Source organism: Pseudomonas haemolytica (genome assembly GCF_009659625.1).
GTDB lineage: Bacteria > Pseudomonadota > Gammaproteobacteria > Pseudomonadales > Pseudomonadaceae > Aquipseudomonas > Aquipseudomonas haemolytica.
Genome location: NZ_VOIW01000004.1, coordinates 71,747 through 87,245, shown reverse-complemented (window position 1 = coordinate 87,245; position 15,499 = coordinate 71,747). Strand labels below are relative to the sequence as shown.

14 protein-coding genes are annotated in these 15,499 nt (G+C 62.3%); 5 read left to right on the top strand and 9 right to left on the bottom strand.

All coding sequences use genetic code 11. From position 1 onward, the window contains the following. Nucleotides 1-4: 4 nt before the first annotated feature. From FRT59_RS14255 to cbiE, 5 genes are all read right to left on the bottom strand, one after another. Nucleotides 5-397 (bottom strand): DUF2946 domain-containing protein, encoded by a 393-nt coding sequence (locus FRT59_RS14255; RefSeq protein ID WP_052224523.1) that lies wholly within the window; start codon nt 395-397, stop codon nt 5-7. 9 nt (nt 398-406) lie between these two features. After that, a complete protein-coding gene (locus tag FRT59_RS14250) occupies nt 407-889 on the bottom strand; it encodes a copper chaperone PCu(A)C (protein WP_153871502.1) in 483 nt (160 codons plus the stop codon). A 47-nt stretch (nt 890-936) separates the two neighbouring features. Then, nucleotides 937-1,329, bottom strand: coding sequence for a DUF2946 domain-containing protein (locus FRT59_RS14245; protein WP_153871501.1), 393 nt, complete (start codon nt 1,327-1,329; stop codon nt 937-939). 197 nt (nt 1,330-1,526) lie between these two features. Next, nucleotides 1,527-2,246, bottom strand: coding sequence for a cobalt-precorrin-6A reductase (locus tag FRT59_RS14240; protein ID WP_153838762.1), 720 nt, complete (start codon nt 2,244-2,246; stop codon nt 1,527-1,529). Next, the gene (gene cbiE / locus FRT59_RS14235) at nt 2,243-3,448 is read right to left on the bottom strand and encodes a precorrin-6y C5,15-methyltransferase (decarboxylating) subunit CbiE (RefSeq protein WP_153838763.1); all 1,206 of its coding nucleotides are present in this window, start codon (nt 3,446-3,448) and stop codon (nt 2,243-2,245) included. Before cbiE ends, FRT59_RS14240 begins: the two co-directional genes overlap by 4 nt. Before the next feature lie 38 nt (nt 3,449-3,486). Here cbiE and cobG point away from each other — a divergent pair, with 38 nt between their 5' ends. The 5 genes from cobG (at nt 3,487) to FRT59_RS14210 (ending at nt 8,837) form a co-directional block, all read left to right on the top strand. Beyond that, entirely contained in the window at nt 3,487-4,833 is a 1,347-nt protein-coding gene (cobG, locus tag FRT59_RS14230) for a precorrin-3B synthase (protein WP_153871500.1), read from the top strand. Beyond that, nucleotides 4,826-5,452, top strand: coding sequence for a precorrin-8X methylmutase (locus FRT59_RS14225; RefSeq protein WP_098480452.1), 627 nt, complete (start codon nt 4,826-4,828; stop codon nt 5,450-5,452). Before cobG ends, FRT59_RS14225 begins: the two co-directional genes overlap by 8 nt. Next, entirely contained in the window at nt 5,452-6,183 is a 732-nt protein-coding gene (locus FRT59_RS14220) for a precorrin-2 C(20)-methyltransferase (RefSeq protein WP_153871499.1), read from the top strand. Before FRT59_RS14225 ends, FRT59_RS14220 begins: the two co-directional genes overlap by 1 nt. Then, nucleotides 6,183-7,820 (top strand): precorrin-3B C(17)-methyltransferase, encoded by a 1,638-nt coding sequence (cobJ, locus tag FRT59_RS14215; protein ID WP_153871498.1) that lies wholly within the window; start codon nt 6,183-6,185, stop codon nt 7,818-7,820. Before FRT59_RS14220 ends, cobJ begins: the two co-directional genes overlap by 1 nt. Before the next feature lie 237 nt (nt 7,821-8,057). Then, nucleotides 8,058-8,837, top strand: a complete 780-nt coding sequence (locus tag FRT59_RS14210; RefSeq protein ID WP_153871497.1) for a hypothetical protein — start codon at nt 8,058-8,060, stop codon at nt 8,835-8,837. Here FRT59_RS14210 and FRT59_RS14205 read toward each other — a convergent pair. From FRT59_RS14205 to purH, 4 genes are all read right to left on the bottom strand, one after another. After that, nucleotides 8,834-9,430, bottom strand: a complete 597-nt coding sequence (locus FRT59_RS14205) for a MarC family protein (protein WP_034117514.1) — start codon at nt 9,428-9,430, stop codon at nt 8,834-8,836. The two genes, FRT59_RS14210 and FRT59_RS14205, sit on opposite strands and share 4 nt — an antisense overlap. 81 nt (nt 9,431-9,511) lie before the next feature. Then, the gene (locus FRT59_RS14200; protein ID WP_034117515.1) at nt 9,512-12,283 is read right to left on the bottom strand and encodes a hybrid sensor histidine kinase/response regulator; all 2,772 of its coding nucleotides are present in this window, start codon (nt 12,281-12,283) and stop codon (nt 9,512-9,514) included. Between the two features lie 116 nt (nt 12,284-12,399). Further along, nucleotides 12,400-13,692, bottom strand: a complete 1,293-nt coding sequence (purD, locus tag FRT59_RS14195; protein ID WP_153871496.1) for a phosphoribosylamine--glycine ligase — start codon at nt 13,690-13,692, stop codon at nt 12,400-12,402. A gap of 158 nt (nt 13,693-13,850) precedes the next feature. Further along, the gene (gene purH, locus FRT59_RS14190; protein WP_034117517.1) at nt 13,851-15,458 is read right to left on the bottom strand and encodes a bifunctional phosphoribosylaminoimidazolecarboxamide formyltransferase/IMP cyclohydrolase; all 1,608 of its coding nucleotides are present in this window, start codon (nt 15,456-15,458) and stop codon (nt 13,851-13,853) included. Between the last annotated feature and the right edge of the window lie 41 nt (nt 15,459-15,499).

The window sequence follows — 15,499 nt, the reverse complement described above, 5'->3', positions numbered from 1 at the left end:
GTGCTTACGAAGCGATGGGTGGTGCACGGCTGCGGGCGCCAGGGAAGATGCTCTGCCGGGCATGCCCCAGGCGGGTGGCGGGTGTGAGGGCATTGGCCGGCGGCGGGGTGCCGAGGCTGACGTAGGACACGCTGCCGGGCAGTGCGGGGCAACTGAAGAGCAGGCTGCAATAACCGCATTTTTCCCAGAGCACGTGGTGCTCGTCGGGAGCTTTGCTGTGTTGCGTTTGTTCACCATGGCAGCTGGGCATGTCCATGGACATACCGGCGTGGTGATCCATCGGCATCGCTTGGGAAATCAGCGGACCGATAAAAATCATCAGCATGGCGAACAGGCTGATCCAACTGCCGCGCATCAGGCGACGGTGCGGAGACAACCTGGCGCGAGGGGCGCCCATCGGTTTGGCTTACTGGGCGTGCATATGCTCGTGGCCGGCCGTCGGCGGCGCTTTCTGCACCGATACTTCTACCTCGACCTTGCCGGCTTTCTCGAAGGTCAGGGTCAGTGGGAACTGCTTGCCATCAGCCAACAGACTGCGGTCTTTAAGGCCCAGCAGCATCACGTGATAAGCCATCGGTGCGAAGGTCAGGTCACCCTTGGCGGGTACGGCCACGCTGGGCACTTGCTGCATCTTCATCAGGTCGCCCTGCATCACATGCTCATGCAGCTCGGCCTTGTCTGCCACCGGCGTCTCGACACTCAGCAGACGATCCGGGGTAGCCCCAGTGTTATGAATCACGAAGTACGCCGCGACGGTCGGCGCATTCGGCGGCAACTCCTGGGACCAGGGGTTGCTCACCAGCAAGTCGCCGGCCTTGTAGTCATCGGCATTGGCAGCACTGAACACCGGCAGCAACAACGCAGCCAGAAGCAGGGAAGATTTAAGCATGGCAGTTCTCCAGAACGGTTCTAAACGCAGTTCACTTGCGAAGAAAATCAGACCGTCGGAGAGGCGCGGGGGTTAAGGCTCGGCCATTGCTGGCGCGGGGTGGGATTTTGCAATGAAGGTGAAGGCAGGCTTTGCACCGCATCGAACCGCGTCACATACAACTGCGGCACATGCCCCGGCAGCGCCACCAACGGCGCCGAGCCCGAGCAACACCAGCAATGCTGCATGGCCGAGTGATCGTCTTGCGGTGCCGGAATATCCAGCTTACCCAGGGCAATGGCTTTCAGGCTGGCGCCATTGGAAGAACAGAAACTGCCCCACAGCAATTGCTGCACCGGGTCCTGGGATTGCTGCATCGCACTGGCCAACGGCATGGCAAACGCATTGAACAACACTGCAAGGCAGGCGATCCAGGCAATTGCAAAGCGTTGACGGGCCATGGCGGATAATCCGTAGGGTTAATCGATCAGGTGGGTATTTAGCCTGATCGGGGGGGAGAAGTAAAAAGGGGCGGTGTGGTTTGGTGTCGCAGTGCTGGGTTTGAGGATAGACGGGGAATTGAGTGGGTGCCGATCTGCAACGCAGCGCAGGTCAAGCTGTGGGGGCGAGCAAGCCCCACACATAGGATAACTGGTGTCTAGAGAATAGTGATTGCCTGTAGCACCGCTGACACTGCTGTGAACTCCCGATCCACCGCCGCCAGCACCGGCCGCTTCAACACCAACACCGGCACCCCACGCTCACGCGCCACTTCCAGCTTAGGTTCGGTGGCGGTGCTGCCACTGTTCTTGCTGATCAGCACATCAATCCCGCGCCGTTCGAATAACGCCCGCTCGTCCTCGATCAGAAACGGCCCACGCGCGCCTATCACTTCACACCGCTCATTCCCCGGATAAACGTCCAGTGCACGCAAGGTCCAGAACTGCTCGGCGGGGATCTCATCGAGATGCTGCAAGGGTTCGCGGCCCAAGGTGAACAAGGGACGCTTGAAGGGTTTGAGCGCTTCGATCAACTCGGCCCAGTCAGACACTTCCCGCCAATCATCGCTCGCCTGCGGCTGCCACGCCGGACGTCGCAATGCCCAGCACGGCACACCGCACACCTTTGCAGCCAGGGCCGCGTTGTGGCTGATCTGCGCCGCATACGGATGCGTGGCATCGAGGATCAGGCTGATGCGCTCATCACGAACAAACTGCGCCAGCCCTTCGTAACCACCGTAGCCTCCGACACGCACCTGGCAGGTGAGGTCGGTGGGCACACGACCCACACCGGCCAGACTGTAGATATGTTCCGGCCCCAAGGTTCGGGCAATCGCCAGCGCTTCGGTCACGCCACCCAGCAGCAGAATCCTCTTCATAACGGCTTGATCACTTCCAGCAACGTGATCGGCAACGCCTGGCGCCAGGTATCGAACTCGCCCAACGGTTGCGCCTGCGCCACATGGATACGCGTCAGTTCGCCGCCATGCTCGGCGCGCCAGTTCATCAAGGTCATTTCGCTTTGCAGGGTCACGGCGTTGGCGACGAGGCGGCCGCCGGGGCGCAGGTGTTGCCAGCAGGTGTCGAGTACGCCTTCACGGGTGACGCCGCCGCCGATGAAGATGGCGTCTGGGGCTTCGAGCCCGTTCAAGGCTTGCGGGGCGGTGCCGCGAATCAATTGCAGGCCGGGCACGCCGAGGGCGTCGCGGTTGTGTTCGATCAGGCTTTGGCGGCCTGGGTCGGCTTCAATCGCCAGGGCGCGACAACTCGGATGAGTACGCATCCATTCGATGCCGATGGAACCGCTGCCCGCACCCACGTCCCATAGCAATTGGCCTGGCATCGGTGCGAGGCGGGCGAGGGTCATGGCGCGCACATCGCGCTTGGTCAGTTGGCCGTCGTGCTTGAAGGCCGAGTCGGGCAGGCCGGCGAGGCGCGACAGACGTGGTGTATCGGTATCCGCCACGCAGTCGATGGCGATGAGGTTCAAATCGGCCACCGAAGCGTGTTCCCACGACTGCGCCAGCCCGTCGATACGCCGTTCGTATTCGCCGCCCAGGTGTTCAAACACGGTCAACCGGCTGGGTCCAAACCCGGACTCAACCAATAGCGAGGCAATCGAAGCCGGGCTGCTGCCGTCATTACTCAACACCAGCAAACGCACACCACTGGCAAGGTGTGCATTCAGCGCCGCCAACGGCCGGGCCACCACTGATAAGGTCACCACCTCCTGCAACGGCCAGCCCAAGCGTGCCGCTGCCAACGACACCGACGAAGGCGCAGGCAAAATCAGCAGTTCTTGCGCTGCCACCTGCCGCGCCAGGCTGGCGCCCACGCCATAAAACATCGGGTCGCCACTGGCCAGCACGCACACAGGCGTACCACGCCGGGACAACACCGGCTCCAGGGAAAACGGGCTCGGCCACACCTGGCGCTCGCCACGAATACACACCGGCAACAGGTCCAACTGGCGCTGCCCGCCTATAATCCGCGAGGCGCGCAGCAGTGCATGCCGGGCATTCCTGCCCAGGCCCTTGAAGCCGTCTTCACCAATGCCTACAACCGTCAGCCAGGGCGACATATGAATTCCTTGAACGACATCCGACGGGCAGGCTTTTCATGCCGCCGGACAAAGCAGGCATAATACCGCGCCTTTACCCGTCAACCGGTAGCCCCGTGAACCCAACGCCCGCTGTGAATACCTTGCGCCCCTCGGCTTGTCCGGGGTTGCTGCGTATTGTCCAGGCGTTGGACGGCGGCATTTGCCGGATCAAATTGGCTGGCGGTTCGATCAGCGCCGCCCAGGCCCATGCCGTGGCAGACGCGGCCCAGGCCTACGCAGGTGGGGTGATCGAGGCGACCAACCGCGCCAACCTGCAGATCCGCGGGATCGGCGCCGAGCAGGAGGCCTTGATCGCCATGCTGCTGGCCGCGGGCCTTGGCCCGAGCAACGCTGCCGGTGACGACGTACGCAACCTGATGCTCAGCCCCAGCGCCGGTATCGACCCACAGATGGGGTTCGACACCCGCCCGCTGGCCGCGCAGATTCTCGCCACCTTGCAAAACCATACGCGGTTCCACGAACTGTCGGCCAAGTTCGCGATACAGCTGGATGGCGGTGAAGCCCTGGCGATGCTTGAGCATCACCATGACCTGTGGCTGTCGGCGTTTATACGCAATGGCCAGACGCTGTTGGCATTCGGCCTGGCCGGCTGCCCGGGGCTGGATGCGCCCGTGGCAGCAGTGCCGTTGGAGCAGGGCCATGCACTGATGGTGGCGGTGCTGGAAGCCTTTCTCGACCTGGCGACGCCCGAGCAAACGCGCATGCGCCATCTGGCTGTGGATAACTTACTGAGCCGCCTCAGCCTGCCGCTGCTGCCGGTGGAGGGTTTCCAACGCCCGGCCAGCGGCGCGTTGCTGCACCTGGGAAGTTATCCACAACCGCAGAAAAATCAGTTCTACGTCGCGGCAGTCGCGCCATTGGGCCGCCTGGATCCGCTGATGCTCAAGGGTGCCGCGCAACTGGCCAGCGAGTACGGCGACGGGACATTACGCTTCACGCCCTGGCAGGGCGTACTGCTGCCCAATATTGAACGCCCTGGCACCGTGACCGAACGCTTGGCGCAATTGGGCTTTCTCTGCTCAATCGACCAACCCCTGGCCCGTATGATCGCCTGCACTGGCTCCAGTGGCTGCGGCAAAGGCCTGGCCGATACCAAGGCCGACGCGGTGCAACTGGCCGCCCTGCAACCTGGTGTTGAAGTGCACCTGTCCGGCTGCCCGCGCTCCTGCGCCGCTGCGCACACCGCACCGGCCACCTTGCTGGCGGTCAGCCCCGGCCACTACGACCTCTATTTTCGCGACGCAGCCCAACCAGGTTTCGGCCGGCTGCACGCGCGCACTCTTTCCATTGAAGCGGCGGGCGCCTTGCTGCGCGCTCGCCCACGGAGCAACACCGATGATTGATTACATCCGCGACGGTCAGGAGATCTATCGCAACTCCTTTGCCATTATTCGCGCGGAAGCCAAGTTGGAGCGCATTCCGGCTGACCTGGAAAAACTCGCGGTACGAGTGATTCATGCGTGCGGCATGGTCGAGGCCATCGATGGCCTGCAATTTTCCGACGGCGCGGGCAAGGCCGGGCGTGATGCATTGGCCGCTGGCGCACCGATTTTGTGTGATGCGCGGATGGTCTCCGAAGGTGTGACCCGTGCGCGCCTGCCGGCCAATAACCCCGTGATCTGCACCCTGCGCGATGACAGCGTGCCGGAGCTGGCGCGGGAGTTGGGCAACACTCGTTCTGCCGCCGCCCTGGAACTGTGGCGCCCGCATCTGGAAGGCAGTGTGGTGGTGATCGGCAACGCGCCGACCGCCTTGTTCTACCTGTTGGAAATGCTTGATGCTGGCGCGCCGAAACCGGCGTTGATCCTCGGTTTCCCAGTAGGGTTTGTCGGCGCCGCCGAGTCCAAGGCGATGCTGGCGGCGGATAGCCGTGGGGTGCCGTTCGTGATCATGCAAGGGCGCCTGGGCGGCAGTGCCATGGCCGCCGCCGCCGTCAACGCCTTGGCCACGGAGGTCGAATAATGCAAGCACGCGGACGTTTGATCGGCCTGGGCGTCGGCCCCGGCGACCCGGAACTGATTACCCTCAAGGCCCTGCGCCTGCTGCGTGAGTCCCCGGTGGTGGCGTACTTCGTGGCCAAGGGCAAGAAGGGCAACGCCTTCGGCATCATCGAAGATCACCTGGTGGCGCAGCAAACCCTGATGCCGCTGGTGTACCCGGTGACCACCGAAGTACTGCCGGCGCCGCTGTCCTATGAACAAGTGATCAGTGACTTCTACGACAACGCCAGCCTCGACGTAGCCGCGCACCTGGATGCGGGCCGTGATGTGGCGGTGATCTGCGAAGGTGATCCGTTCTTCTACGGCTCCTACATGTACCTGCATGACCGCCTCGCCGAGCGCTACGAGGCCCAGGTGATTCCGGGTGTGTGCTCGATGCTCGGAGGCGCTTCGGTACTCGGCGCGCCGCTGGTATATCGCAACCAGAGCTTGTCGGTGCTCTCGGGCGTATTGCCCCATGACGACCTCAAGCGCCGCCTGGCGGATGCCGACGCCGCGGTGATCATGAAGTTGGGGCGCAACTTCCCGAAGGTGCGCCAGGTGTTGGAAGAGCTGGGCCTGGCCGAGCGTGCGTTGTATGTGGAGCGTGCCACCATGGCCAACCAGAAGATCGTGCCGTTGGATCAGGTTGATCCGGCGTCTTCGCCGTATTTCTCGCTGATCATCGTGCCCGGTGAAAGGTGGCAAGGTTGATGACTCCGGCGATTGTGATTCTGGGCCAAGGCAGCCTGGAAACGGCGCGCAAGATCCAGCAGGTTTACCCCGGCGCACTGATCCACGGCCTGGCCGCACGGGTTGAAGGTGCCGACCAGAGCTACAGCGAATTCGGCGCGACGCTGCGCCAGCTCTACCAGCAAGGCACCCCGCTGATTGCCCTCTGCGCTGCCGGCATTGTGATCCGCACCCTGGCGCCGCTGCTGCTGGAAAAGGGCGAGGAACCCGCCGTGCTGGCCGTGGCTGAAGACGGCAGCGCCGTGGTGCCGCTGCTTGGTGGCCTGGGCGGTGTGAATGTGATGGCGCGGGACATCGCTGCGGCACTGGGCGTGGCCGCCGCAATCACCACCAGTGGCGAGTTGCGCTTCGGCACTTGCCTGCTCAACCCGCCGGCGGGTTATCAACTGGCAGACATTGAGTTGGGCAAGCGCTTTGTCTCGGACCTGCTGGCGGGTGAAAGCGTGCGCATCGAAGGTGCCGCGCCATGGCTGGACCAGGCCAATCTGCCACAGGATCAACAGGCGCGCCTGGCGATTCATGTGGGCAGTGCCGAGCGCACTCCTGCAGCCAATGAACTGCTGATATATCCGCAGAACGTCTACGTCACCTGCAAGCCTGGTGCGCAGTTGGCCGAACGTGTGCGTACGGCGTTACATGAAGCGGGTATCGCCGTGCAAGCCTTGGCCTGCCTGTTGGCCAGCGACCTGCAGATGGCCGATGCTTCATTGCATGAGGCCGCGTTGGCGTTGGGTGTACCGCTGCGTTTTGCTCAGGTTTCGCCCATTGCGGACGTCAGCATTACCGTGGCCGAGCAACCCTTGGACCTGTCACTGGTTGGCCGCCGCCGTGGCCGTCTCGCGGTGATCGGCCTGGGCCCAGGCGCCGCCGAGTTGATGGTGCCGGCGGTCAAGGCAGAACTGGCGCGTTGCACGGACGTACTGGGTTACGAAACCTACGTGCGCATGGCGGGGCCGTTCCGTGACGATCAAGTGCAACACTGCACCGACAACCGCGAAGAAATGCAGCGTGCTCGCCATGCCTTCGAGCTGGCCGCGCAAGGGCGTTCGGTGGTGGTGGTGTCGTCCGGCGACCCGGGCGTCTTCGCCATGGCTGCCGCGGTGATCGAGGCGTTGCACGAGTCCAGCGACCCGGCCTGGCATCAGGTCGACCTGGAAATCCTGCCGGGGGTTTCCGCCTCCCTGGCCACTGCCGCTCAGGCCGGTGCACCGCTGGGGCATGACTTCTGTGTGATGTCGCTGTCGGATAACCTCAAGCCCTGGTCGATCATCGAAAAGCGCCTGGACCTTGCCTCCCAGGCCGACCTGGCCCTGGCGTTCTATAACCCGATCTCCCGTTCGCGGCCTTGGCAACTGGGGCGCGCCCTGGAGATTGTCGCGCTGCATCGCACGCCCGAGACGCCGGTGGTGTTGGGCCGCGATATCGGTCGCCCGGGCCAGACCCTGCGTGTCACTACCTTGGGGCAACTCACGCCCGAGCAAGTGGACATGCGCACCATGGTGTTGATCGGCTCGTCCACCACCTGCACATTCCCCCGTGCCGGTGGCGGTGAGTGGGTGTATACGCCGCGCTGGTACGGCGACAAACCCGCCAGCTGAAAACGGCCCATCAGGCTGCAAGAAAGCTCCGAATGACCCAGGGATTCAACTGGCGTTGTTCGGGGCTTTTTCTTTTTTATACGCTGAAAAACGCGCGCCCCTTGGCCGTGCCTTGTCATTGCTGGGCGGTGGTTTTGTGTGGGTGCGGCCAAGGGATGTTTGTCGCATGGAAAACCCTCCCTGCACTGGACTAGGGTGGTAGCAAGCCCCATGTGGGGTGCTTGTGGAGAACTGGAAATGGAGCGACATCACAGAAGGATCAACAGTACCAAGAGGCGCAAGTTGATTGCCGCCTACAAATTGCCAGGCGCACCCGGAAAGCACGCGGCTTTACCGCTGGACTCCGACGACGATTGCAATGCGGCCGTGGTCAACAACGGTGTGATTTCATTTGCCGAAGGGTTGTCTGCGTTGAATCGGGAGTACATCCGCAAAAGTTACCTGCTGGCCAGCAGTTATGTGAGTGATGTGCTGAAGGTCCAGCGGGGCAGCGAGGCTTGGTACGACGAATTTATCAAGGTCATGATCAGCCTTGGCTGGTTTCCGGTGCGTAGCCGCTTTGAGCGGATCTCGCGTGCAGGCAAGGGCCTGACGGTGCAACTGGCGGCCCTGAATATCATCGCCGCGATGTTGGCGACGACGGCGCTGTCTGGGCCATTGCTCACCGCGCTGCCCAAGTTGGCCGCTGATGCGCTGGAGGCATTGAAGCGGCAACCGGCGTCTTTCGACCTGTTCAAACGTAACTGCACGGTGCATGAGGGCGGCGATTTCGGCCTGGCCTCCTGCGCGGAAAACGACGGTGAATTGATGATGGTGCTGGTGACCTACAGCACCCACGGCGTGGACAAACATCTGGGCTTGCCCTTCCTGGAGTGGGACAGCTCTTCGTTCGAGGCTTTCAGCGGGCAGACCTGCCTGGTGTTGAATACCTCGGTGGTCAATGAAAAAACCATCCAAATGATGCGCGAAAGCGCCGGTGACAAAGTGCAGTTGGCCATTGCCAAATACCGGATCTAAGGCACCAGATAGCCGCGCACGCCGGTAAAGATGATTTGCGCGGCCAGGGCGCAGACGAACAGCCCCATCAGCCGGCTGACAATCTGCAAGCCCTGGTCGCCGAGAATGCGTTCGATACGGTTGGACAGGTACAGCACCACGCCCACCGTGAGGCTGGCCAGGGTAATGCTGAGGATAGCGGTGAGCTTGTCATCCCAGTGTGGTTGGCTCACGCCCATCACCAGCAATGCGCCGATGGTACCGGGGCCCACGGTAAGAGGGATGGTCAGCGGCACGATGGTCACGTCCTGCTGTACGTTGTCGGTCTGCACCGCCGACTTGCCTTGGGCCATGCCCAGGGCGGAGATAAACAACACACTGCCGGCGCCGATGCGGAACGCGTCCACGGTAATGCCGAACACGCTGAAAATCACCCGGCCGAACAGGTAGAGCAACACGCTCGATACCAGGGTCGCCAGGGCGACTTTCCAGGCCAGGCGCCGGCGCTCTTTGCTGGAATAACCACGGGTCAGGCTGATAAAGCAGGACAGCACAAAGAACGGGCTGTAGAGCACCAGCATCTTCAGGTAAACGCTGAACAACACATGGAGCATGGGCGCGGCTCGCGGGCGGGAAAGTGTGGAGAGTCTATCAGGCGACGCGAATCAAATGTGTGTGTGGGCTTGTATTCCAAGTCAGGAAGGCGCGTGCTCCGGGCGTTGTTGGCGCTGCGCCACCCAATAGTCCACCAGCTCACGCAACTGCGACAACTCCACCGGCTTGGCCATATGCCCGTCCATGCCGGCCTGGCGTGCGCGTTCTTTATGTTCCGAGAGAATGTGCGCCGTGAGCGCTACCACCGGCGTACGCACGCGTTGGTGACTGACTTCCCACGCCCGCAGCTGCTGGGTGGCGGAGAAACCATCGAGGATCGGCATCTCACAGTCCATCAATACCAGGTCATAGCGCTGGGCTTTCATCGCTTCCAACGCTTCTTCGCCATTGCTGGCGGTGTCCGGGTTGAGATTGAGTTTGCCGAGCATGCCGCGAATCACTTTGGTGGAGATGCTGTTGTCTTCGGCTACCAGGATTCGGAAATCGCTGGGCACGCTCACGGCTGCCGGTGCGCTGGGTGCCGGGCGTGCAATGGCGGCGCCTTTGTTGCGCTGCGCCAGTTCATCGGCCAGGGTGGTCTTGAGGGTATAGCCAGCCACCGGTTTGGCGAGGATGCGCTTGATCCCGCAGTTGCGCGCAATGATCTTGCTTGGCGCGTTGCTGATACCGGTGAGCATGATCAGCAGGATGTCGTGGTTAAGGCTCGGGTCTTCCTTGATCTTGGCGGCCAGTTGCATGCCAGTCATGCCGGGCATGTTCTGGTCGAGCAGTACCACGTCGAAGTAATCACGCAGGTGCGCCTTGGTGCGCAACAGCGCCAGCGCTTCCTTGCCGGAAGGCACGGCGCTGACGTTCAGGCCCCAGGCCGTGCATTGCTGTACCAGCACTTTGCGGCAGGTGTCGTTGTCGTCGACCACCAGCACGCGAGCATCCTTGAGCGGGCCGTCGAGGTCGGACGTAGGATGTTCCAGGCGTTCCGGGTCCAGCGGCAGGGTCAGCCACAGGGTGCTGCCCTGGTGGCTGCCACTCTTGATGCCGAATTCGCCGTTCATCAACAGGATCAACTGGCGGGCGATGACCAGGCCCAGGTGGCCGCTCAAGCGCGTCGCCGACAGGAAATTCTTGCTGTGCAGTTCGCTGTGCAGCAGGGCGTCGCGCTCGGCGGCTTCCATGGGCAGGCCGCTGTCTTGCACGGCAATGCGCAGGCGCGGCTTGCTGCTGCGCTCGTCGAGTGCGACGACGATCAGCACTTCGCCCTCATCGGTTTTATGCAGGGCATTTTCCAACAGGCTCAGCAGCGCCTGGCGCAGGCGCGTCGGATCGCCACTGATCACCCGCGGCACCTGAGGCTGGATAAAACTGATCAGTTCGACATTCTGCTGCTCGGCCTTGGCGCGGAAGATGCTCAGGCAGTCGTCGATCAACGCGTTGAGGTCGAACTGCACATCATCCAGTTCGATCTGGCCGGATTCGAGCTTGGAGATGTCGAGGATTTCGTTGATCAGGGTGAGCAACTCGTTACCGGCGCTGTGGATGGTCTGCACATAGTCTCGTTGCTTCACCGACAGCGGCGTGCCCAGCAGCAATTCGGTCATGCCCAGTACGCCGTTCATGGGCGTGCGAATTTCGTGGCTGATCTTCGCCAGGAACTCGGCCTTGGCGGCGATTTCGGCATTGCTGGCCGCCAGGTCGCGGCTCAGGCTGAAGCGGGTTTCGACAATCGCGCGCTGGCGCTCGCCGAGAGCCAGGCTCATCAGCAGGCCGCTGAGGCAGATAAAACCCAGCAAGGTGACGATCAAGCCTTGCGGCGCCACCAGTGTCAGGCCGAGCAGGGCGGGGAGGATGATCAGGGTGCCGATGTTGAACACCACCATCGCCGCCACGAACAAGCGCGCCGGGCGGTAGCCTTTTTGCCAGTGGTAGGCCGACACAAACAACATGCTCAGGCCGGCCAGCGCCACCAGCGCATAGGTGATGATATTCAGCGGCAGGGTATTGACGAACAACAGCAGCAGGCCGCACAGCACGATCAGCAGGATGTCGGCCATCAACACTTTGTTCAGCGGGTGCGGGCCCAGTGGCATGAAGAAGCGATAGGCATACATCAGCCCGCAGGGGGCGGTCAGTAGCAGGGCGAGGTACGCGCCTGGCGTCTGGATCGCGTGCCAGTTCGGCAGCCACGGCCCCACCAGGTTAAGCAATAACGCCAGGCTGAGCATCAACAGAAATTCGCAGGCGGCCAGCCACAGGCTGCTGCGTGAGCGGTGGTAGGCGAAGCGCGTAAGGTTGTGCAGGATCAGCATCAGCAGCACGCCAAACAGCAGGCCGTAGATCAGCGTCTGGTTCTGGTTGGCGGCGGCCAGTACCGCGGGTTCCAGGGTGATGTAGGGGCGCAGCTCGTGTTCCGAGACCAGGCGCAGATACACCTCAAGGGGCCGTTGGCTCTGGGGCATCGGCAGCATGAAGTCGCTGCTGGGCAGCGGGCGTTCAGCCTGGGGTTGGCGTGTACCGGTGGTTTGCTGCTCGACCAGGGTGTCACCGTCCAGTACATACAGGCTCAGGCTGGACAGGTCCGGGGCGAATACCCGCAGCACTTGTTCGTGCTTGCCGGGCTGCAATCTGAAGCGCACCCACAACGCACCGTCCGGCTGCGCGGCAGTGATCCGGTCCAGTTCGATGGGGCTGAATTGATTGGTGTAGCGGGCGGAACGGATGTCGCTCAGTTGCAGGTCGGCCTGTTCATCAAGCAATACTGCCCAACCAATGCCTTGCGCGGCGGCCTGGGCCGGGAGCAAGCAGAGCAGGGTCAGTAGACTGACAGTAAAACCTATGGCGATCCTGAGCCAGCGCACGGCGAAATCCCTTCGTAGGTTGATGCACGGGTTAACTATGCGCGGGGCGATATGTGTACGGCAAGGGCCAAAGGCCCTTACCTAACCGAACGGATAGCTACTTGGAGTGTAGCCGCTCAGCTGTTCTCACCACGTTCACGGGCAATGGCGCGATAGCCGATGTCAGTGCGGTAGAAGCAACCTTTCCAGTCGATTTTCGCAGCCAGCGTGTACGCCTGCTGTTGCGCGGCATCGACACTGGCACCCATTGCGGTGGCGCACAACACGCGGCCACCTGCGGTTACAACTTTGCCATCCTTGAGTGCGGTGCCTGCATGGAACACCTTGCCTTCCAGCGCGGCGGCCGCGTCCAGGCCTTCGATCACATCGCCCTTGGCGTAGTCGGCAGGGTAACCACCGGCCGCCAGTACAATGCCGACGCTCGGACGTGGGTCCCACTGCGCTTCGACCTTGTCCAGCGCCTGGGCCAGGGCAGCTTCCACCAGCAGGACCAGGCTCGACTGCAGGCGCAGCATCACCGGTTGGGTTTCCGGATCGCCAAAGCGGCAGTTGAACTCGATGACTTTCGGGTTGCCGGCTTTGTCGATCATCAGGCCGGCGTAGAGGAAGCCGGTGTAGACGTTGCCTTCGTCGGCCATGCCCCGCACCGTTGGCCAGATCACCAGGTCCATGACGCGCTGGTGCACCTCGCTGGTCACTACCGGTGCCGGCGAGTAGGCACCCATGCCGCCGGTGTTCGGGCCGCTGTCGCCGTTGCCGACACGCTTGTGGTCCTGGCTGGTGGCCATGGGCAGCACGTTCTTGCCGTCGACCATCACGATAAAGCTGGCTTCTTCGCCGTCGAGGAATTCCTCGATGACCACACGGGAACCGGCGTCACCAAAGGCGTTGCCGGCGAGCATGTCGCGCACGGCGTCTTCGGCTTCCTGCAGGGTCATGGCGACGATCACGCCTTTACCGGCAGCCAGGCCATCGGCCTTGATTACGATCGGTGCACCTTTTTCACGCAGGTAAGCCAGGGCTGGCTCGATCTCGGTGAAGTTCTGGTAGTCGGCGGTCGGGATCTTGTGGCGCGCCAGAAAGTCCTTGGTGAAGGCTTTCGAGCCTTCCAACTGGGCGGCGCCAGCGGTTGGGCCGAAGCAATCCAGGCCACGGCTGCGGAACAGGTCAACGACGCCGGCCACCAATGGCACTTCCGGACCGACGATGGTCAGGGAGACGTTCTGCTCGGCAAAATCTGCCAACTGTTCCAGGGCCAATACGTCGATGGCGACGTTTTCGCACTTGGCTTCAATGGCAGTACCGGCGTTGCCGGGTGCTACGAAAACTTTCTGGACGCGTGGGTCCTGGGCAACTTTCCAGGCCAGGGCATGTTCACGGCCACCGCTGCCAATGATCAAAACATTCATTTCAAAAACCTCGGATGAAGCAAATTCTGTGAGGCGCCGCAAGTGCGCTTTATGTGGGAGGGGGCTTGCTCCCGATTGCGGTATTTCAGCAGGTTGATTATTTGACTGATACACCGCTATCGGGAGCAAGCCCCCTCCCACATTTCGATCGAGTTGGATCAGTGGCGGAAGTGGCGCATGCCGGTAAACACCATCGCAATGCCCGCTTCATCAGCGGCGGCGATGACTTCAGCATCACGCATCGAGCCACCCGGCTGGATCACGGCGGTCACGCCCGCTTTCGCGGCATTGTCCAAACCATCACGGAACGGGAAGAACGCATCGGAAGCCATCACCGAACCCACTACCTGCAAACCGGCGTGCTCAGCCTTGATCGCGGCGATACGCGCCGAGTTCACGCGGCTCATCTGGCCCGCGCCGACGCCGATGGTCTGGCGGTTCTTGGCGTAGACGATGGCGTTGGACTTGACGTACTTGGCCACTTTCCAGGCGAAGATCAGGTCGTTGATCTCTTGCTCGGTCGGGGCGCGCTGGGTCACCACTTTCAGGTCCTGGCTGCCGATCATGCCGATGTCGCGGCTCTGTACCAGCAGGCCGCCATTGACGCGCTTGTAGTCCCAGGCAGCGGCACGCTCAGCCGACCATTCGCCGCAGGCCAGCAGGCGCACGTTGGCCTTGGCAGCGACGATGGCGCGGGCTTCTTCACTGACGCTTGGGGCAATGATCACTTCGACGAACTGACGCTCGACGATGGCCTTGGCGGTCTCGGCATCCAGTTCGCGGTTGAAGGCGATGATGCCGCCGAACGCCGATTCGGTGTCGGTGGCGTAGGCCAGTTCGTAGGCCTGGCGGATACCGCCTTCTGCATCCGGGCTGACGGCCACACCGCACGGGTTGGCGTGCTTGACGATTACGCAGGCTGGTTTGACGAAGCTCTTCACGCATTCCAGCGCGGCATCGGTGTCGGCCACGTTGTTGTAGGAAAGTTCTTTGCCTTGCAGCTGGGTAGCGGTGGCGATGCCCACTTCGGCAGGCTTGGCTTCCACGTAGAACGCCGCGCTCTGGTGCGGGTTCTCGCCGTAGCGCATTTCCTGGGCCTTGATGAACTGGCTGTTGAAGGTGCGCGGGAACTGGCTGCGGCCTTCAGTGCTCAGGGTGTCGGCTGCCTGGTTCACGGTGCCCATGTAGTTGGCGATCATGCCGTCGTAGGCCGCGGTGTGTTCGAACGCCTTGAGCATCAGGTCAAAGCGCTGGGCGTAAGTCAGGCCACCGGCTTTCAGGCTTTCCAGCACCTGGTCGTAGTCGCTGGCGTTAACCACGATGGCCACGTCTTTATGGTTCTTGGCGGCCGAGCGGACCATGGTCGGACCGCCGATATCGATATTTTCGATGGCGGTCGGCAGGTCGCAGCCTGGCTTGTTGATGGTGGCTTCGAAGGGGTAGAGGTTAACGGCCACCAGGTCGATCGGCTTGATACCGTGCTCGTTCATGATGGCGTCGTCGATACCGCGACGGCCGAGGATACCGCCGTGGATTTTCGGGTGCAGGGTCTTGACGCGACCGTCCATCATTTCTGCGAAACCGGTGTAGTCCGCCACTTCTACTGCGGCCACGCCGTTGTCCTGCAGCAGTTTGAAGGTCCCGCCCGTGGAGAGGATTTCCACGCCCAGGGCTTCCAGCTCCCGAGCGAATTCGAGGATCCCGGTCTTGTCGGAAACACTGATCAAGGCACGGCGGATCGGCAGGCGGGTAGTCTGGTCGGTCATTTCAATTTCCATCAAAAGCAAAGGAGTCAGCAAAAAAGGCG